The organism is Halpernia sp. GG3 (assembly GCF_052976925.2).
Window position 1 is genome coordinate 125,670 of record NZ_JBRIIR020000010.1, and the last position, 21,317, is coordinate 146,986.

Annotated in this window: 14 protein-coding genes; 3 read left to right on the forward strand and 11 right to left on the reverse strand. The window is 33.8% G+C overall.

Going from position 1 to position 21,317, the window contains the following annotated elements; translation table 11 throughout:
• Nucleotides 1-199 precede the first annotated feature (199 nt).
• The 7 genes from ACVBED_RS05020 to ACVBED_RS05050 form a co-directional block, all read right to left on the reverse strand.
• Nucleotides 200-1,582: an MFS transporter gene (locus ACVBED_RS05020; protein ID WP_447119035.1), complete on the reverse strand. Its 1,383-nt coding sequence runs from the start codon at nt 1,580-1,582 to the stop codon at nt 200-202.
• 34 nt (nt 1,583-1,616) lie between these two features.
• Nucleotides 1,617-2,141 (reverse strand): nuclear transport factor 2 family protein, encoded by a 525-nt coding sequence (locus ACVBED_RS05025; RefSeq protein ID WP_447119037.1) that lies wholly within the window; start codon nt 2,139-2,141, stop codon nt 1,617-1,619.
• A 36-nt stretch (nt 2,142-2,177) separates the two neighbouring features.
• The gene (locus ACVBED_RS05030) at nt 2,178-4,049 is read right to left on the reverse strand and encodes a glycoside hydrolase family 13 protein (protein WP_447119039.1); all 1,872 of its coding nucleotides are present in this window, start codon (nt 4,047-4,049) and stop codon (nt 2,178-2,180) included.
• 268 nt (nt 4,050-4,317) lie between these two features.
• On the reverse strand, nt 4,318-6,474 hold the full coding sequence (locus tag ACVBED_RS05035) for a glycoside hydrolase family 97 protein (RefSeq protein WP_473094605.1): 2,157 nt from the start codon (nt 6,472-6,474) through the stop codon (nt 4,318-4,320).
• An 80-nt stretch (nt 6,475-6,554) separates the two neighbouring features.
• A complete protein-coding gene (locus tag ACVBED_RS05040; RefSeq protein WP_447119043.1) occupies nt 6,555-7,595 on the reverse strand; it encodes a SusE domain-containing protein in 1,041 nt (346 codons plus the stop codon).
• A gap of 19 nt (nt 7,596-7,614) precedes the next feature.
• Nucleotides 7,615-9,213 carry a RagB/SusD family nutrient uptake outer membrane protein gene (locus tag ACVBED_RS05045; protein WP_447119045.1) on the reverse strand — a complete coding sequence of 533 codons (1,599 nt, stop codon included), beginning with the start codon at nt 9,211-9,213 and terminating at the stop codon, nt 7,615-7,617.
• Between the two features lie 10 nt (nt 9,214-9,223).
• On the reverse strand, nt 9,224-11,950 hold the full coding sequence (locus ACVBED_RS05050; RefSeq protein ID WP_473094606.1) for a SusC/RagA family TonB-linked outer membrane protein: 2,727 nt from the start codon (nt 11,948-11,950) through the stop codon (nt 9,224-9,226).
• A 329-nt stretch (nt 11,951-12,279) separates the two neighbouring features.
• Here ACVBED_RS05050 and metG point away from each other — a divergent pair, with 329 nt between their 5' ends.
• The 3 genes from metG to ACVBED_RS05065 all read left to right on the forward strand — a co-directional run bounded on the left by metG (nt 12,280) and on the right by ACVBED_RS05065 (nt 16,326).
• Nucleotides 12,280-14,313: a methionine--tRNA ligase gene (gene metG / locus ACVBED_RS05055; RefSeq protein WP_447119049.1), complete on the forward strand. Its 2,034-nt coding sequence runs from the start codon at nt 12,280-12,282 to the stop codon at nt 14,311-14,313.
• 255 nt (nt 14,314-14,568) lie between these two features.
• Nucleotides 14,569-15,786 carry an acyloxyacyl hydrolase gene (locus ACVBED_RS05060; protein ID WP_473094607.1) on the forward strand — a complete coding sequence of 406 codons (1,218 nt, stop codon included), beginning with the start codon at nt 14,569-14,571 and terminating at the stop codon, nt 15,784-15,786.
• Nucleotides 15,787-15,852: 66 nt separating this feature from the next.
• Nucleotides 15,853-16,326 (forward strand): Mpo1 family 2-hydroxy fatty acid dioxygenase, encoded by a 474-nt coding sequence (locus ACVBED_RS05065; protein WP_447119053.1) that lies wholly within the window; start codon nt 15,853-15,855, stop codon nt 16,324-16,326.
• 54 nt (nt 16,327-16,380) lie between these two features.
• Here the strand turns inward: ACVBED_RS05065 and ACVBED_RS05070 are convergent, their stop codons facing one another.
• The 4 genes from ACVBED_RS05070 to ACVBED_RS05085 all read right to left on the reverse strand — a co-directional run bounded on the left by ACVBED_RS05070 (nt 16,381) and on the right by ACVBED_RS05085 (nt 21,180).
• Entirely contained in the window at nt 16,381-19,029 is a 2,649-nt protein-coding gene (locus ACVBED_RS05070) for an MGH1-like glycoside hydrolase domain-containing protein (RefSeq protein WP_473094608.1), read from the reverse strand.
• 241 nt (nt 19,030-19,270) lie between these two features.
• The gene (locus ACVBED_RS05075; RefSeq protein WP_447119056.1) at nt 19,271-20,080 is read right to left on the reverse strand and encodes a glucose 1-dehydrogenase; all 810 of its coding nucleotides are present in this window, start codon (nt 20,078-20,080) and stop codon (nt 19,271-19,273) included.
• A gap of 76 nt (nt 20,081-20,156) precedes the next feature.
• Complete coding sequence (locus ACVBED_RS05080) at nt 20,157-20,777, reverse strand: DUF1684 domain-containing protein (RefSeq protein ID WP_447119058.1); 621 nt, start codon at nt 20,775-20,777, stop codon at nt 20,157-20,159.
• Nucleotides 20,778-20,793: 16 nt separating this feature from the next.
• Nucleotides 20,794-21,180, reverse strand: a complete 387-nt coding sequence (locus ACVBED_RS05085; protein ID WP_447119060.1) for a hypothetical protein — start codon at nt 21,178-21,180, stop codon at nt 20,794-20,796.
• Nucleotides 21,181-21,317 lie beyond the last annotated feature (137 nt).

A 21,317-nucleotide genomic window follows, 5' to 3' on the forward strand; every position in this document is an offset into this window, starting at 1 on the left:
AATTATAAAAATTTAATCGCAGCAAAAAGCCTGATTTAAAAGTTTTGTCATCAAATTTTTTAAGTAATTAAAAGAAAATATATTTTGCAAAGATCACATACAGAAATTAAAAACGTTCTTAAACTGGCGGATGGAATGAAGAGCACACAAAACCCGTTGTAAAATTAATGACAACGGGTTTTTATATTTTAATATTATTTTAGAAATGAATTTGTTTAATTTCTTCTTCTAATTCTTTCTTCGTCTCGTACTTATCATTTTGAATTAAGAACATTGTTACAGCAGAAGCAATCAACATGCAAATACCACCGACTACCACATAATCCATCGCCATGTTTCCGAAGAAACTTTTCACAATCGGACCACCAAAAATTCCATTTATTATTTGAGGAATTACGATAAAGAAATTAAAAATTCCCATATAAACTCCCATTTTACGAGTCGGAATTGCATCAATTAACATGGCATAAGGCATTGCTAAAATACTTGCCCAAGCGAAACCAAGTCCCACCATACTTATCCAAAGCATCGAGGAATCTTTTATGAAAAACATAGAAATCAAACCTAAACCACCGCAAAATAAAGCCAATGCATGGGTTTCTTTTTTACCAATTTTTTTTGCAATCGGTGTCAATAAAAAAGCAAATGGAATAGCAAATAAATTATATAAACCAAATAAATGGCCCGTTAAATCTCCTGCTTTATTAAATTCTATAGATTTCGTGTCTTCCGGTGAAAGTCCAAAAGTATGAGTTGCTAAAGCACTTGTGGTAAAAACCCACATGGTAAAAAGTGCAAACCATGAGAAAAATTGTACCACACCTAATTTTTTCATCAAAACTGGAATTTTTGCAAAATCTTTGAACATCTCAGAAAATTTAGATGGTTCGGCGACACTTTCATCTCCCGCAAATTCTGCAAACTCCTCGGGCGAATATTCTCTCGTGGTAAAAATAGTATAAAGAATCGAAATTAATAAAACAACGGCGCCAATGTAGAAAGCATAAATCACATTATTAGCAACAAATCCTTCTGGCGCAACATTTGAGATGCCTAATTTTGTAAGCCAGTTTGGCATTTCTGAACCGATAACGGCTCCAATTCCTATCAAAATTGTTTGAACTGAAAAACCAACTGTTCCTTGGTGTTTTGGCAACATATCCCCTACCAATGCGCGAAAAGGTTCCATCGCGATATTAATCGAAAAGTCCATCATTGCAAGAAAAATGACTGCTAAAAGTAAAACACTTGCACCCAACATTGCATTCACTGAAGCGGCATTTGGAAGAAAAACTAAGCCAACTGCACATAAAATGGCACCGATTAAAAAATAAGGTTTTCTTCGTCCAAGTGGACTCCAAGTATTATCGCCCATATGGCCTATAATTGGCTGAACAATCAAACCCGTAACTGGTGCAACGAGCCAAAACCAGGATAATTGATCGACATTTGCTCCTAAATTTGCAAGAATTCTACTGGCATTTCCGTTTTGAAGTCCGAACGCCATTTGAATTCCTAAAAAACCCATACTCATATTGATGATTTGTGGGATCGTGAGGTTTGGTTTTATTCTTTTCACCATTTTATATCAGAGAATTTTTTGTTTAAAGTTTGTTCTACTTTTTGTTTAAAGTTTGAAGCAAATTATCTTCAATTGGCGCTTTTAATTTTGTTACTTCACCAGAAAGTTCGTTAGGAACAGTCATAGAAAGCACGTATTGTTTCAATTTCCATTCGCCATTAATTTTTTCTAAAACGCCGGAACCGCGACAAATTTTCATTTGAGTGCTTAATAATTCATCAAACCAAGCGAGTTTTCCGTCGTTACTAAATGTGATATTTCTTTTTAGCGACGTGAAATTCCAGGCTTTACCTCTGTCAAAAAAAGGTTTTGCCCAAGCCATGAATTCTTTTTTATTCCAACGCTCGCTAGCATCCGTTCCAATAAAATACGACTCTGCATCATAATAATCAAAATACTTTTTGAAGTCTGCAGAACCTGCAGCTTTATTGAAACCATCTAACATTTCGTTAATATTTTTTGTTTCAGTTTCTTTATTAAATTTTGTGATTTGTGCAAATGATTTTAAACCAAAACTGGTGAATATTAAAATGAAAAATAACACTGCTTTTTTAGTCATTTAGAAAAGTTTTATTAAAAGTAATTAAAATTTTGTTTACTTTTTTAAATCAAGAATTAAAATTGATTTTGGTTCAATTTTTAGTTTTGAATTCGCCGACAATTCATATATTTTATCTGTGATTGGGTCCTTTCCTATCAAATAATTTTTAAGTGATTCTGCAAAACGATTTACATCTAAATCCTGCGCTTTCTCATTATTATTAATCACGACCATTACAGATTCTTTGTCATTATATCTAAAATAAGCGTAGACATTATGTTCGGGAACATAATGTTTGGTTTTCCCCGTGTGAATTACAGTTTCACCTTTTCGCCAGTTTAATAATTTTGAAGTGAAATCAAAATAATCTTTTTGAGAAGCGGTCTGCGTTTTTAAATCAAAAGCATTTTGTTTGTCGCCTTTCCAGCCACCGGGAAAATCTCGACGTATATCAGCGTCGCCCAATTTATCTTTATTTCCGCGCATTCCGATTTCTGAACCATAATAAATTTGTGGAATACCACGAATTGTTGAAATTAAACCCAAAGCCATTTTGTAATATCTGATATCACCGTTAAAAATTTCATTCCAACGCATCGTATCGTGGTTTTCAAAAAAAACGAGAATATTATTAATATTTGGATAAAGAAAATCATTTGAAAAAGAATCGTATAATTTTACCAATCCCTGGTCATAACTTTCTTTCGAATTAAACGCAGAAGGCATCGCAGTGAATAAACTGAAATCCATCACAGAAGGTAAGTTCGAGTTATAATTTTCTATTTCTGCGATTTTTGAATTTTTCTGCCAAAAAGCAATATTTGCCGGTGATTGCATCCAAGATTCTCCGACGATATTAAAATTCGGATATTCATTTGTAATGGCTTTTGCCCATTTTGCCATCGCCACTTTATCATTGTACGGATAAGTATCAACACGCATGCCGTCTAAATCTGCTGATTCTATCCACCAAATGGCGTTTTGTGTAAGGTAATTTAAAACAAAAGCGTTGTTTTGATTTAAATCCGGCATCGTTGTGTCAAACCAACCGTCGAGCGCTAATTTTTTATCAACTTCAGAAACGTTGGTGTCAAATTGGGAAGAAATTCGATAGTTTGAACGTTTAAATCCGTCTTTTCCGGTACCATCTTTAAATTCATGAATCCAATCTTTTGAAGGTAAATCCTGAATCAGCCAATGGGAAATTCCCCAATGATTGGTGACATAATCCTGCACCAACTTCATGTTTTTTGCTTTTAAATCAGCAGATAATTTTGAATAATCGTCATTCGTTCCGTAGCGACCATCGATTTTGTATAAATCGGTTTGGGCGTAACCGTGGTAAGTGGTTTGCTTTTCATTATCCTGATTAACGGGTGTTAACCAAACTGTGGTAACGCCTAATTTTTTTAAATAATCCAAGTGATTAATGACGCCTTGCAAATCGCCTCCGTGTCTTCCATTTGGCAAATCTCGGTTGGCTTTTTCCGTCAAATTTTCTTGTGAATCATTGGATTGATTGCCGTTAGAAAAACGATCGGGCATTATTAAATAAATAACGTCTGAGGAATTATAAGATTTTCGATCCGCCGAATTGGGTTTTCTATCTTTTAATTCATAGTTGTAAACTGCAACGTTTTTTTTGCCTTCAAGAATATTAATTTTAAAATTGGACGCTTTTATTTCTGCTGCATTTAAAGTTAAAAATAAATAGTTTGGATTTTCAACTTTTTCTAATTTTTCGATCTTTACACCGTCAGAAAGTTCGATGGTTTTTGTTGCAATGTCTTTCCCGTAAAGCAAAATCTGCACTTCTGGATTTTTCATGTCATGCCACCAAAAAGGTGGTTCTACTCTATCTAATACTTTTTGAGCAAAAGAAAATAAGGATATTAGAATGAGGAAAAATAAGATGAATTTTTTCATTAAATACTTTAATTTTTGTTAACTATTATTGATGAGATTTCAATCTATATTTTATTTTCGCCACATCGTGGCTGGGTTTTTTTTTAGAAAGCGAAAAATGTTATGAAAATATGTGCGTTTCTCTAGCCCGGATTGCAATGGAAATCCTTTTTTGATTTGTCATTTGACAACGCAGAAAAGATTGGAATGGAAAGCCGGAAATAGCTTCTAAAAAAACTTTGTCAAAGTAAAGATTTTACGCTTTAAAACGTTGACAAAGTAACATTTTTTACTTCACCGGTTTCACGGAAATGGCGTAACCACCGCTTCTTACCAAATGCATTGGCAATTTCGTTTTGCTGGTAATTATTTTTTTATAAATGTGATAAGATTGCGGATTGTTGATGTAATCTGCATCTTTGCCGTCTTCATAAACAGTTGCTTCGTATTTTCTATTTGGGTCTAAAAATGAAAAATCGATGGTGTAATCTCTCGCATTTTCATCCGTAATTCCGCCCACAAACCAATTATCAGTTCCTTTTGCTTTTCTTGCGGTGTGAATATAATCGCCAGGTTCAGCGGACAAAATTTTGGTGTCGTCCCAATCTAAAGCAACGTCTTTGATGAACTGAAAAGCATCCATGTGTTTTTCATAATTTTCTGGTAAATCTGCTGCCATTTGCAACGGCGAATACATCACAACGTATAAAGCCAATTGTTTTGCTAAAGTAGTTTTCACAAACCGTTTGTCCCCAGGAAAATAATAATTTAATTGCGTTTGGAAAATTCCCGGCGTATAATCCATCGGTCCGCCCATATATCTCGTGAATGGTAAAATAGTTTGGTGGTCTGGATTATTTCCACCAAATGCTTCAAACTCGGTTCCGCGAGCGGCCTCTTGTGCAATCCAATTGGGGTATGTTCTATTTAAACCTGTGGGACGAATCGATTCATGAGAATCGACCATAATGTGATGTTTGGCGGCTAAATCTACTATTCTTTGGTAATGGTCAATCATCCATTGAGAATAATGGTGCTCACCACGCGGAATAATATTTCCAACATATCCCGTTTTTACAGCGTCATAACCATATTTGTTCATTAAATCAAATGCTTTGGGCGCCCATCTTTCATAATTGGTTGCAGACCCAGAAGTTTCATGGTGCATAATTATTTTTATACCTTTTGAATGCGCATAATCATTTAACATAGGTAAATCAAAATCTGGATATGGCGTGACAAAATCAAAAACAAATTCTTTGCTGTGGCCAAACCAATCTTCCCAACCGGTGTTCCAACCTTCTACAAGTAAAGCATCAAAGCCATTTGCCGCAGCAAAATCAATGTAGTGTTTTACTTTTTCATTATTGGCGGCGTGTTTTCCATTTGGTGTTAATTTTGAAAAATCAGTTTCGCCAATGTGAACATTATCCGCCGTAGAATAGGCCCATTGAGATTTCCCAATGATCATTTCCCACCAAACACCCATAAATTTAGTCGTGTGAATCCAAGAAGTGTCTTTATATTTTGTAGGTTCATTTAGATTAAAAATCATTTTTGAGGCTAAAACTTCTTCCGCTTTTGGGGAAACAATAATTGTACGCCAAGGTGTAACTGAAGGCGTTTGAATATAACCTTTTGCACCTTGAGCATCCGGTGTCAAATGAATTTTAAAGCTAAAATTTTTGGCATCTAAGTCTAAATTGGCTGCCGAATAATTGATTAAAGCAGCTTCAGAAAGATTAATATAAAGTGGTTCTTTTCCTTCTTTTTTTAACATTAAAGGCATTTGAACCGCATTTTTAATTGGCGTTTGAGATGCATTTCCATCATAGCTTGCCGGCCAAAGTTTTGGAATTTCGGAAATATTTGAGGTCTGAGTTTGGTACTCTTCCGTATCATAATCACCGGCTAGCCACCAGGCTTTCATGTCTGACGGAAAATTTATCTCTGAATCTTCGTCTTTAATGACAAAATAGTTCAAATTTTTCTGTTGCGGAAATTCATATCTGAAACCAAGTCCGTCATTAAATAATCGGAATTTTATGATAATACTTCTTTCATTTGTAGGCTGGCTAAGTGTTACTGCCAATTCATTATAATTATTAATATAATTTTTTTTCTCACCTAAAACGGGTTGCCAAGTTTCATTTTTTGAATCTCTCTTCTCACTTGTTTCTACAAAACCATCATTAAGATTTTTTCCAGGATTATTTTTATTTTCTAATTCTGAGGCAAATTGAATGTTACCATCTTTTAATAGTGTAAGTCCTAATTTAGAATTTTCAACGACAGTTTTATTATTTAGTTTTAAATTATAATATGGAACACCATTTTTTAAATTAAAATCCATTTCAAATTTGCCGTCTGGAGATTTTAAAGATTGTGCGCTAAGCGATAGATTAATAATGAACAGTGCTATACTGCTTATTTTGAATATTTTCATAAGTTTTGTTTGTAATGCTTAAAAATAAAAAAACTGCTGCTAAAAAGCAACAGTTTTGAAAAATAATTTGATAAGAAAATTTACATTTTTGTTTTTGTCCAGGTTAGATTAACAAAATCTACTGAAATTTTATAATTTCCAGCTTCAGTAATAGGCATATTAGCACCGCCTGCTTCTAGGCTGCCGTTATTACCATCATCACCGAAGTTTGTACCCCAGTCATGATTTAATCTAAATTTGATTTCACCAACCAATAAAGGTAATGTTATTTCCCACTTAGCTGTAGTTTCATTCCAAACTAAATCTGTATCAGAATTCCAACCGTTTGGTGTTGCAGAACCGATAATTCCCCAAGAATAAGGCACCAAAATGTACGTATTATTATTTAAATTAACTGTAATTTTCTGTGTACCCGCGCTTGGCGCTTTTAAATTATCCCCACCGTTATAGGTTACATTACTGCCGCCCGTAGAACCGTAGCTATTATCCCAGTTTCTAGCAGGATTAATTTTAAATTCGGAGTTAGCCTCTTTGAAGCCAATGATACCGATATAAATACCATTGCTCGTTGCCGAGATTAAAGCATTTGCTGTTGGTGGATTCCACCCTTGGTAAGCACCCGGAGCATAGAGATAAGAAACCAATGCGTAAGGCGTAACTGTTAAAGTAATCACTGGAGAAAAAGTTGCAGGTGGCAAATTAGTTGGAGTTCCTTCTAAAGAAAAAATTGTTGATTTTATTCTGGTTTCAACATTAGTAGAAGTTCCATCTAAAGGAAGACCCAGACCTAACATGATTGCATTAAAATCCTGTACATTATAAGAAATACTTGTAGAAGATTTTGCTAGATCTACAGTTTTCGGATTTGCAAAATTTGTTCCTTTTACAGCGAACTGTAATTGATTATTAAAAGCTAAACTTGCCCCCATACTAGGGTTTGTCCAATTGTAAGTAATTGCAGTAGCTGTTGCGTTGTTTTTACTTAAAACAAGCGACGTTGCTGTACTTGTCAATGATCCCGGAGTATTAGTTGTCAACATAACCATGTCTTCGTTTTTAGTACAAGAGAACAGCAACAAACTGATCAACATACCAAAACTTAATTTTAAAAAATTTTTCATTTTATTTTTGGTTTAATTATTAATAACCCGGATTTTGAACCAAGTTTGGATTTGCAATAATATCTTTCGCAGGAATAGGAAATAAATTTCTGGTACTAGCAACTGCCTGACCATCTTTTACGCCACCTTTCCAAGGCCACAAGTAAGAACCTGTAGTAAATCTATCATATCGAATTAAATCTGTTCTTCTGGTAAATTCCCAACTCAATTCACGTGCTCTTTCATCTAAAATTAAATTCAAATCAATCGTTGAAACATCACCTGATGTATTTCCGTAAGCTCTGTCACGAAGTACATTAACATATCCAAGCGCAGTTCCCATATTACCGCCACCGCCACCGCGAAGTGTTGCTTCAGCATACATTAGATAAATATCTGCTAATCTGTAAATTGGAATATCTGCGTCTACAAAATTACCAGAAGTATCCGAACCAGCTGCGCCAGTGCTTGTTACATTTTTATACTTAATAAAAGCGTAACCGTCAGTGAAAGTTCCTAAATCATTAATAACTTTACTTTGACCGCTTGTGTAAAAATTACCTCTAGAATCTGCACCATTTGTAGGAAATTTATCCACAAATGCCTGAGTAGTTCTTAAACCACCCCAACCACCGTTCACACCAAAATCTGAAGAAGGCATGCTTCCACCTATTGACGCGTGTACCATATAAGTGGAACCACCATAAGTTTTTGTTCTAATACCGTCGTAATTTATAGAAAAAATCTGCTCGTTGTTATTTTTGTCATTATCTGCTTTAAATAAATCTGAGTAATTACTTTTTAATTTGTAACCTGCAGCAATTACTTTGTTACAATAAGTAAGACAGTCAGTATTTCTATCTGTTCCAATGTAAACTTTCGCATTTAAATATAATCTGGCTAATAGTGAGTAAGCTGCCGCTGCATCTGCACGTCCATAAACATTGCCTCTTGGTGCAGCCATCTCTGTAGAGGAAGCAATTAATTCTGACTCTACATATTTAAATAAATCCGCTCTAGAAATTCTCGCAGGTGGCGTTGTAGAACCTGGTAGATTATCTTCTGTCACGAAAGGCACATTACCAAAAAGATCAAGTGCATTATAATAAGATTGTGCTCTAATAAATCTTGCTTCACCCCGCATAATCTTTGCTTGCGTCAGGTTATCACCGGTAATATTGTTAGAAGCTAATTTTGCGTCGGAAGTATTTCTCAAAAATTCATTACAAAATGCAATTTCTGTAAAAATTCGATAATAAATTGCGCCAATAAATTCATTGGAAGAATCCCAAGTCATTTTGTGCATGGTTTGTAATGTACCATCATTCCACGCGATTACAGCTTCGTCGGTGGTCAGAACATTCATGGTATACATTTGTCTCATGTAGTTTGAAAAACCACCATCAATGCCGGCTACATCTGGATTTCCATCAGCGCCCGATTGGCCACCCACAGCCAAACCTCCATAAAGTTTAGCTAAAGCATTTGGATAATTTGCAAAATTTGCAAATACACTAGCAGAAGTTACATCTGTAATAGGAGTTCTTTCGAGGTCCTTTACACATGAACCTAAGCTTAGCAAAGTCATTGCCGATAAAGCGAGAACTATGCGACTGAATTTTATTTTACTTGATTTCATTTTAGAATATTTAAAATTGAAAGTTAAATCCGAGTGAATAAGTGTGTGGAAGTTGATAATAACCGTTATCAATTCCATTAAACACTTCAGGGTCTACGCCTGAGTATTTAGATATTACGAATACATTCTGTGCCATCGCATAAATCCTCATATTGCTTTTAGTAGACATGAAATTTTTAAAATTGTACCCAATATTAATATTATCTAATCTGAAGAAAGATGCATCTTCAATATAGATATCAGAGAAATATTGTGGTGAATTAAATTTATAAGTTGCTGCAGTACTGTAAACGTTTTGCAAATAAGAATTATTAGATGCAGATTGTATTGAACTGTTTGAAGCGGCATTATTATAAACATAATTACCTAAAACTGCCCGTCCGCTCATGCTGATATCCCAAGCTTTATAAGAAAACTTAGTATTGATACCTAAAATAGCTTTTGGTGTAGTAGATTTATCGTAGTATTTATCCTTTGAGTCAATAACTCCATCACCATTTCTGTCTATATAGATACCGTCTAACGGGTGACCGCTTGCGTCGTAAGCTTGTTGATAAACTAAAAATGAGAAAGGATTGTATCCCACAGCGTGTGCTTGGATAGTGTTTCCTACCCCACCGGCAATTCCTCCAGTAGCAATATTGAAACTCGCATCAGTTCTTTCTAATAGTTTTGTCACAATAGGATTGTAGTGTGTTGCATTAAAGCCAAGCTCCCAAGTTACGTTCTGATTTTTAACAGGCACGAAATTAATTGAACCTTCAATTCCTTTATTTCGAATATTTCCTACATTTAAATAGTTAAAGTTACTTAGATCACCTGCTGCAATAGGACTGTAGACTATTAAATCTTTTGTATCTTTTTGATAAATGTCAATAGTACCTGTAATTCTTTCCTTTAAAAAGCCAAAATCTAAACCTAAATTCTTAGTGGTTGTAGTTTCCCACTTAAGATTTGGATTATAAATCTCTGGTCTGTAAAAATTGTAGTAATTACCTCCAAATTGATATTGTGCGCCTGGTCCACTCAAATTATAACGTGCATATGCAGGATAGTCGCCATTAGGCAATTCTTGCTGACCTGTTAGTCCATATCCCCCGCGTAATTTTAAAGTACTTACTACTTTACTATCTTTTAAGAAATTTTCTTCGTTGATCTTCCATGCACCAGAAATACCGTAGAAATTACCATATAAATTATTCTTAGTTCCATTATAAAAGCGCGATGAACCATCTCGTCTTAATGATCCAGAAAGAATATATTTATCAGCTATTGTAAAAATACCTCGTCCATAAAAAGACACCAAAGTGTAACCTGTTTCAAAATTGGGATCTGTTATAGGCGCAGCATTACCTTTATATTGGGTCGCACCAGGAATTATAGTATGAAAATCTTGATAAGAGTAGCCCGCAGTTAAATCAATTTTGGTATCTATAACCGAAATGTTTTTAACATAATTAAAATAAGTTTCTAGCAATTTATTCTTTTTCTCTTCAGAATAAACACGAGAAGATCCCATATCATTAAATCCTTGTTTTAAATTCCCATCGACAGTTTTTCTACCGTCAGCTTTGGTATAATCATAACCTGCGTTCACATTAAAATGTAAATCTGGTAAGAAATGAAATTTATAATCCAACTGTATATTTCCTAAAGCCCGTTTTACGGAAGATACATCGTGAATTGCCTGTAAAGTAGAAAGTGGGTTTGCAGTACCATTTACGTTTAATTTTCCAGTTGCATCAAGCCACTCAAAATAACCGCCATATTTGGAATTACCAGAATAAATGGATTGCGTCGGATCAAAATAAGTAGCTGCGGCAATTACTCTTTCATCTGGAAATCTGTTATCTGTAAAAGTTCCTTTTAAACTTACATCTAATTTTAAATGGTTATCAAAAAAAACAGGATTTAAATTCAGACCAAGTGATGATCTTTTAAAACTATTAGTTTTTACAATTCCATTTTGTTCGTTGTATCCTAAAGATAATCTGTAAGGCAACCATTTAAGACCACCAGACAAAGCCAAGTTATTATCTGTCCCCCAAGCTTGTTGGTAAATTTGATTTTGCCAATTCGTATCTGATGCGCCTAATTTTCCTTTGTATTCTGCTGTTGCATAAGTATTTACAAAACTTCTAAAATCATCCGCACTAAGAACATTAACATTGCTCATTTTTTCTGAAACTGATGCAACTGTAGAAAAATTAATTTTTAATTTTCCAGAAGTTCCTTTCTTAGTAGTGATCAAGATTACGCCATTGGTCGCGCGGTTACCATAAATTGCTGTTGCAGATGCATCTTTTAAAATATCAAAAGTGGCGATATCATTCGGGTTAATTAACGATAATGGATCTGCAGCACCATTTATTATGTTAAAATCTTGCGGCACACCATCTATTACTATTAATGGCGAATTATTACCAGTTAATGAGGAAGTTCCTCTCACTCTAATCTGCGAGCCAGAACCCGGTGCTCCATTGTTTGTAGTGATTTGTACCCCCGGGGTCTTACCTTGTATTAACTGCGCAGGTGTGGTAGCACCACCATTAAAATCCTTTGCGGAAATTGAAGTTATAGATCCCGTAAGATCAGATTTTTTCTGTTTTCCGTATCCAATTAAAACTACTTCTTCAATTTTTTTTGTACCAATTGAGTCAGTAGTTTGAGCGCTTAATATTGATCCGAACAACAAAAATGCCGGTGCAATTTTTAAAACTGTGTTATAGTTTTTCACAAAAAATAAATTTAAGGATTAATAATCTTTTAATGCTATGTTAATATAGTCTTCAAATTTAATTAATATATGGCGATTATAAAATTATTTTAAATGCTATAAATTATCCTCAAAATTACTGAACTAATTATATATTTTTTCACTGTTTAAAGGCTATTCCGACATATATTAAATTTTTAGAAATTAAGATATTTAGTCTAAATTAACAAAAAATTAAACGATTGTTTAACATAAAAAGATTATTGTCTCACATTAAGACGGGCAATCAAAAAAATAACCGTAATTTTTCGCATTATCACTATATTTGCAGATAATTTTACTTCAAAATAATGTCTCAAAAAAGATTAATTACAGCAGCACTTCCTTACGCAAATGGACCAGTTCATATAGGTCATCTCGCAGGCGTCTATATTCCCGCAGATGTTTATGCAAGATTTGAACGCAGAATGGGAAGAGATGTCGCTTTTATCTGTGGATCTGATGAACACGGAATCCCAATAACTATTCGTGCGAAAAAGGAAGGAGTGACTCCACAAGATATTGTAGATCAGTTTCATACAATTATAAAAAAATCATTTTCAGACTTGGGAATTTCTTTTGATGAATATTCTAGAACAACTTCTGAAAAACACAAACAAGTTTCTCAGGACTTTTTTACCACGTTATATAATAAGGGAAAATTCAGCGAAGAAATTGCCGAGCAATATTTTGATGAAGAAGCCGAGGAATTTTTAGCAGACCGTTATATCGTTGGCACTTGTCCCAATTGTGGTAATGAAAATGCATACGGCGATCAATGCGAGAAATGCGGCACCACCCTTTCACCCTCAGAATTAATTAATCCACGCTCAATGTTGAGTGGAAATAATCCAATTTTAAAAGAAACCAAAAACTGGTATTTACCTTTAAATGATTATGAAGATTTTCTGAATAAATGGATAATCGAAGGTCATAAAAACGATTGGAAAACTAATGTTTACGGACAGGTGAAATCTTGGCTAAATGACGGTCTAAAACCTCGAGCAATGACCCGTGATTTAAATTGGGGCGTTCCTGTTCCCTTGCCGAATGCCGAGGGGAAAGTCCTTTACGTTTGGTTTGATGCACCAATTGGTTACATATCTTTCACGCAGGAATGGGCTGAGAAAACTGGTAAAAACTGGAAAGATTATTGGCAAAGTGATGATTCTGAATTGGTTCATTTCATCGGGAAAGACAATATTGTTTTTCACTGTATTATTTTCCCAGCAATGATGAAAGCGCATGGCGATTATAAAATGCCAACAAACGTTCCCGCTTTTGAGTTTTTAAATCTGGAAAATGATAAAATTTCCACTTCAAGAAACTGGGCAGTTTGGGCGCACGAATATGTGGAAGAATTTCCGGGTCAACAAGATGTTTTGCGTTACGCTTTACTTTCTTCTGCACCAGAAACAAAGGATAATAATTTTACCTGGAAAGATTTTCAGACCAAAAACAATTCTGAATTGGTTGGGATTTTTGGTAATTTTATTAACCGTGTCGCGGTTTTAATCAATAAATATTACGAAGGTGTAATTCCTGCGGGAAATGAAAATGCAATCGAATTAAATGAAATTTCTAAAGCCGCAAATGAAGTCGATCAATTTTTGACCAAATTTGAATTTAGAAATGCTTTATCTGCGATGATGAATTTAGCACGTTTTGGAAATCAATATTTACAGATTGAAGAACCTTGGAAAACCATAAAAAACGATCCTGAAAAAGCCGCAAATTCGTTATTCGTTGCAGCGCAAGTTGCAGCAGGTTTAGCCCAAATTTGTGAACCATTTTTGCCTTTCAGTTCAGAGAAATTATTAAAAATGTTTAATTCTGAAAAACTGACTTGGCAAGAAGTGGAAAGTCAAAAAGTACTTTTAAAAACGGGACATAAAATAAATGAAGCATCACTTTTATTTTCTAAAATTGAAGATGAAGCCATTGAATTTCAAATCCAGAAATTAGAAGCGACCAAACAAAGTAATAAGAAAACCAATTTAAAAGCGAACCCGATGAAAGATGAAATTCAATTTGATGATTTTACAAAAATAGACTTGAGAACGGCTACAATTTTAACGGCAGAAAAAGTAGAAAAGGCTGACAAATTACTAAAATTTTCTGTCGATACGGGCGTTGATGTTAGAACTGTAGTTTCTGGCGTTGCAGAAAGTTTTACACCTGAAGAATGCGTAGGAAAACAAGTAATGATCTTACTCAATTTAGCACCAAGAAAAATCCGTGGAATCGAATCTCAGGGAATGCTATTATTGACCACGAAAGAAGACGGAAAACTGGCTTTTGTTACTCCAGAAGTAAAAGTTGAAAACGGAATTGAAATTAGTTAATCAACGTTTCATAATAGAAGGAAAAAATCTATAATAAACAAAGGTCTTTTTTATTTTTTTATTAATTTTACCAAATCAAAAATATCTGAGACATTAATTTAATATAATTTTAATAATTATTGATAATTTTTATTTAATTGCAAAAATATACAAGGTGTCACACCAAAATGGTGATATTTTTAAAATGCTTCTAAATTAATAATTCGTAAACAAATATTTTTGTATTTACCAATTCAAAAAATGAATAGTCTCCGTATGAAAATTAAATTTCTTGTATTTATTTTATTTCTTTCCGGTGTGTTTTTAAACGCTCAAGATAATCGTTCCCAAATTCCCGATATATTCCAAAAATCGTATTTCGAAGTCAATTTCGGTTCAATAAATTACTCATTTTCACATGAACAGTTAGAATCTGGATATACAGCAAATTCGGTATCCATACCTCACTGGGCAGCTCGTTTAGTATTATTCGGCTATGATTTTAGTCCTTATTTATCAGCACAAATAACTTATATGCGCCCCGTTTCTTGGGTGAAATATAATTATAACTTTAGCAATTCCCCTATAAATTCTCCTCAGCAGATGAGTCGATTTGGGAGCGTAAGAATGAATATTGGTGGATTAACTTTAAAACCTAAATTACCTATTAATGACAAATTTTCGATATATGGCGAAGCAGGATTAGGGATAATTACACGACAAGGATTTAACGATACGTTTGGTAATCCTGTAGTAGCTGATGCAAACTTTGCAACTATTTTATTTGGTTTCGGATTAAAGTACCATTTAAATGACAAATGGGCATTACAATTTTCCTCTAACTACACTCCTAAAAACAGTAAGGTTAAACAACCTGCAACAAGTTTTATAGGGACTGGGTTTTCTTACAATTTTAGACCTTTTACAGAAGAAAAACTGCAAAAAGCAAAAAACACTGGATATATTTATCCCAAACAATGGATACAAATTGGGATTACTAATAATTTTTTGGGTTATGGGATCAATAATGCAGTCTCTAGCAAATATCTGCCAATTTTTTGGGGTGGTCATGCGGAAATAAAAAATGGTTTATCGATAATCTATCAGCGAAATATATTTCATAGTCCTAAAGTATTTGCTTTAGATTGGGGAATTAATGCTTCTGTCTGGGAAACAAATATCAATCATGATAAATTTTTTACACTTTCCATTTTTCCGGCATTTAGGTTGAATTTTTTACAAACTAAGAAGGTGGATGCTTATTTTTATTACTCGGTAATTGCACCAACTTACATTTCTAAAACAGTTTTAGACGATCACAAAATGGGCGGTAACTTTACATTTATGGATAATATGGGGACCGGCGTATTTTTTGGAGAAAACAAAAATTTAAATGCTGAATTAAAAATTGGACATTATTCTAACGGAAATATTTTTACAGATAATGAAGCAGTTAAGATTCCACTATCATTGAGTTTAGGCTACGTATTTTAAAGCCTAATTCACTGTTTTCTACATCCATAAAAATTTCCTTCATTATTTCTTAAAGTTCAAACAAACATGAAAAAAATAGAATCTCTTTTCGCAGAGTACGCAGAAAGTCATCAAAATCCAAAAAATAAAATTATCCACTGGATTTGTGTGCCTCTTATTTTCTTCAGTATTTTAGGTTTTATTTCTATAATTCCTTCACCTCACATTTTAATAGAATATTACGGATTTATAAGTATACTTACTTTATTTGCAATGACTTTGGTGAGTATTTTTTATTTCAGATTATCTTGGAAAATCGCAGTAATTATGATTTTTGTGATGTTTATTTTAGAGTATATAATTTTCCATATCAATACTTCTTTCAGATCAGATTCTTGGATAGTTTTCTTGATAATATTCGTTATTTCCTGGTTTGGTCAGTTCTATGGTCATAAAATAGAAGGCAAAAAACCAAGTTTTTTAAAAGATTTACAATTCCTCTTCATTGGACCCATCTGGCTTTTAAGTTTTATCTTAAAGAAGGGAAATATTAAATATTAAAAATCCGTCCCAAATAAACAGAACGAATTATTTTAAATCGATATTTCAGAAAAATTATGTTTTCGGAGATTCCGTTTCGGCGATGTCCATTTTAGCTTTTGACAATCGAGGCTGTAAAAGTTTTGCAACAACCGCCGTCCAACCCGTTTGGTGAGACGCACCTACTCCACGACCCGTATCTCCATGGAAATATTCGTAGAATAAAATATAATCTCGGAAATCTGGGTCTTCCTGAAATCTCGGATATTGACGATTAAAAACTCTTTTACCATCTTCCCCTTTTAAGAATATATTTTTTAAACGGTTTCCTAACGAAGTTGCAATCTCATCTAGATCAAAAAACTGAGCGCTTCCTGTAGGATATTCTACTTTAAAATCTGGACTGTAATAAAAGAAAAAACGTTGCAAACTTTCAATAATTAAAAAATTGACAGGAAACCAAATCGGACCACGCCAATTGCTGTTACCGCCGAACATAAAACTATCACTTTCCGCGGGCAAATATTTTACAGAAAAATCGGTGCCATCTAAATTTAAAGTAAATGGATTTTTTTCATATTCTTTAGATAAAGCGCGGACTCCAAATTCACTTAAAAATTCATTTTCATCCAACATTCTGGCTAATAATTTTTTAAGGCGATGGCCCCGCAACAAACTGAGTAAATGTTTAGAATCTTCTCCTTTTATTTCCCAATGAGAAACCAAAGCCGCCAACTCTGGTTTATTATCTAAAATCCACTGCATTCTTGCTTTAAATTTCGGAAGTTTTTGTAGCATTTCATCATCAATGACTTCCACTGCAAACATTGGAATTAGTCCAACAATAGTTCTCAGACGCAAAAATGAACAGCTACCATTTTGTTGCAAAGCGTCATAAAAGAACTGATCCTGCTCGTCCCAAAGGCCAAAACTATCATCTCCCATATTGTCGAGCGCGTTTGCAATACTTAAAAAATGCTCAAAAAAACGGGTCGCCATATCTTCATAAACTTTATTGTAAAGCGCCAATTCCATTGCTATTCTCATCATATTTAATGAAAACATCGCCATCCAACTTGTTCCATCTGCCTGCTCCAAAGTTTCACCATCCGGCAATTTTTGACTTCTGTCAAAAATGCCAATATTATCTAATCCTAAGAAACCACCTTCAAAAATATTATTGCCATTACTATCTTTTTTATTTACCCACCAGGTAAAATTCATTAATAATTTTTGGAATATTCCTTCCAAAAATTCGATATCCGGTTTATTATTTAAAACTTCATCTATTTTAAAAACCCGAAAAGCCGCCCAAGCGTGAACAGGAGGGTTCACATCACTAAAATTCCATTCATACGCGGGCAATTGTCCGTTCGGATGCATAAACCATTCAAGCGTCAATAATTTTAATTGCTGTTTGGCGAAATCAGGATCAATTAAAGCGAAACTGATCGTATGAAAGGCTAGGTCCCAAGTTGCAAACCAAGGATATTCCCATTTATCGGGCATTGAAATAATATCAAAACTATTAAAATTTTGCCATTCGTAATTCCTGATTTTTTTCCTACTTTCTGGTGGTTTCACTTCAGCAGGATCGCCTTTTAACCATTTATCGACATTATAATGGTAAAATTGTTTGCTCCATAAAAGTCCGGCAAAAGCCTGTCTCTGAACTAGTTTTTCGTCTTCACTTTCTATACCTTTTTGGATAACTTCATAGTATTTATCCGCTTCATCTTGCCTTGTAGAAAACAATTGATCAAAATCTTCAAATGGTTTTTCCAGATCTTCTTTACATAATCTGAATTCAAAAATTTTTGTTTCTAAAGCCGCAAAAGTTTCATCAATTAAGAAAGCCACTTTTGTTCCCGTATTATTAGGATTTATAACGGTTTCATCTTGTTTTAAAATAAAATCATTGATACCGTCTTTACAATATTGTGAAGTATTTGGCTGATGGTATATTTTTTTCTGGTTTGTTTCATTCTCGCAAAAAAGCGCTTTTGCAGACGAATTAGAATAAAGGTTTTTTAAAGTTAATTCTCTATGATCAATTTTTATTTGATTTTCTCTTGAAGAAGACAATTGCGGTTTGTAATCATCGTAGCCCCAATTCCAAGTATTTCTAAACCAAAGTGTTGGAAGTAAAATTAAAGGCGATTCAATATTGGCTTTATTGGTTACCGTTAATTTTATTAAAATATCATCTGGTGAATTTTTCGCATATTCAATAAAAATATCGAAATATTCATTTTGGTCAAAAATGCCGGTATCAATTAATTCATATTCTGGATTTTCTTTTCCTGCGGACGCATTTTTATTTATTAAATCTTCGTATGGAAATGCATTTTGGGGATATTTGTACAGCATTTTCATGTAAGAATGGGTCGGTGTACTATCTAAATAATAGTAATATTCCTTTACATCCTCACCGTGATTTCCCTGAGAATTAGAAAGTCCAAACAATCGTTCTTTAATGATTTGGTCTTTTTTATTCCAGAAACCAACTGAAAAAACAAGAAACTGGAAGTCGTCACAAATACCACAAATACCTTCTTCTGCCCATCTGTAAGTGGTCGATTCCGCAGAAAAATAATTTGTGTATTCCCATGCATCGCCACTTGCGCTGTAATCTTCACGTACCAAACCCCATTCTCTGTTGCTTACATAAGGACCGTATTTTTTCCAGGTAATATCGGGAAGTCGTTTTTGTTCTTCTGTCATAGGTTTAAAGGTTATGGATTATTGATTTTAGGTTGCAGTTCAATTGTAGATTTGGTGAAAAGACATCCTATTTAATTTTGAAAAGAGCGTCTTGAAAATTATCTGACATTGCGCCCCGGCTTGAGTGGAAATCCTTTTTGTGTAGCAAAGCGGAACAAAAAGATTGGGAACGGAAGACGGAAATGTGCGCCAAAATTAAATAATACATATTCGACAAAGTCAAAAAGGCGCCCGGAAAATTCTAACCATTTTCAGAAAAACTCTCGAAAGTCGTCATTCCACCGTCAATGAAAATACTTGCACCCGTAATATAATCCGAATTATCACTCGCTAAAAATACCGCTAAATTGCCAATATCCTGCGGCTGACCGATTCTGTTGTAAGGAATAAGCGATATCAATGAATTTAAGGCTTGCGGCGTACTCCATGCATCTTTATTAATATTTGTTTGAATGGCGCCCGGACAAATTGAATTGACACGGATTTTATCTGAGCCAAATTCCTGCGCCAAAGTCTGCATCAACATTCTGATTGCCCCCTTGCTACTCGCATAATTGGCGTGCCCTGACCATGGAATAATTTCGTGAACAGAACTGATGTGGATAATTTTCCCGCAAGCTACTGAACGTGAGGTATCAATACCGCGTTTTTTAAAAACTTTTATGGCTTCACGCGCGCAAAGAAATTGACCTGTCAAATTAATCCCGATCACCATATTCCACTGGTCTAAAGTCATTTCCTCGAATTTTGCATCTTTCTGAACGCCTGCATTATTAACTAAAATATCAACCGTTCCATATGCGTTAACAATATCATCAAACATTTTTACAACTTGCTCTTCTTTGGAAACATCACACATACAAAGCATTCCTTTTCCGCCGGCGTCCGTAATTTCTTTTAAAACATCTTGGGCTTGTGAAAGTGCGCCTTCAAAGGGATAATTAATGATTACGGTGGCGCCTGATTCTGCCATAGACTTCGCAATTCCTGCGCCGATGCCACTTGATGAACCCGTTATAAGCGCCACTTGATTGGCGAGAGATATTTCCATTTTTATAATATTTTACTCAAATGTAGCAAAGTGAACCAATATTGAAAAATTATTAAACTTAAAATTTTCTTAAAAATTAATGTTCAAAGTAAGTATTCAAATATTTCACACCCGCTTCAATTCTTACTGGCAAAGAATTTTCTTTTGGTACAATTGGACAGTTGTAATCGTACGGATTATACGCGCAAAAAGGTTGATATGACTGGTTAAAATCTAAAATGATTTTACCGCTTTTTGGAATTCTTAAATCTAAATATTTACCGCCACCATAAGTTTCGTGGCTGTTGGTTAAATCATGAAAAGGCATAAAAAGATAATCTTCTAAACCTGCTTTTTTCATTAAATCCTGGCTTTGATAAATTATTAAAGTATAATTTTTTTCTTCTAATTTAAAAATCGCTTTTCCGTAGGCTTTGTAGGTTTTTGTTTTGCCAGAACTGGTTGGAAATTCAAAACTTGGACTATTTGTTAATTTTGTAAAATCTGCTTTTATTCTGTATTTTAAATTAATGGGAAAAAATGGATGAACAGTAAATTTTTTAAAATTGTCGCCACGCAAAGGTGTTTCTTTCGGATTTTGATATTCTATATTTAAATCTTTTTGAAACTTCTGAATATTAGCAATTTTAGATTTTTTAGTTGGTGCGGCGCAAGTAATTATTAGTAATAAAATGAAAGAATAGAGAAAATTTTTCATGAGATTTTTATAAAATTTATATGTTGATATTATAAACATCAGTTTTGTTTCTTTCAATTTTTGGGACATAAAAACCACCACTTTCGGGAATAATTTCTGCAAAATCAAAAAAAGTACAGTCCTTTGGTAGACCGCTAAAAATTAAAGTAAAATAATAATTTTCTACCAAAGGAACTTCAACCCAATCAGGATTAAAACAAATATTATCTGCGAAAAGTAACTTACTTCTATGTGAAGATTGTGTATCTAAGAGATAAGTAGTCTGCCAAATTCTAATCAGCATGCCGAAAGCAAAATTATTTGTAAAACAACAATGCACAATAACCTGCTGCTCTACGGCAATTTCAGTTTGTAGATTTTTTAATAATTCTGGCTCGATAAAAGGTTTTACAATAGTAGACAAATTCTTTTTTTTTAATTCTTTAAATTGAATATAAAAATCTTAGGATTACAAAAACTAATTTTGAAATAATTTAGCGCAGATTTAGCAAATAGCGCAGATTTACACTTACAATTAAAATCTGCTAAATCAGCAAAATT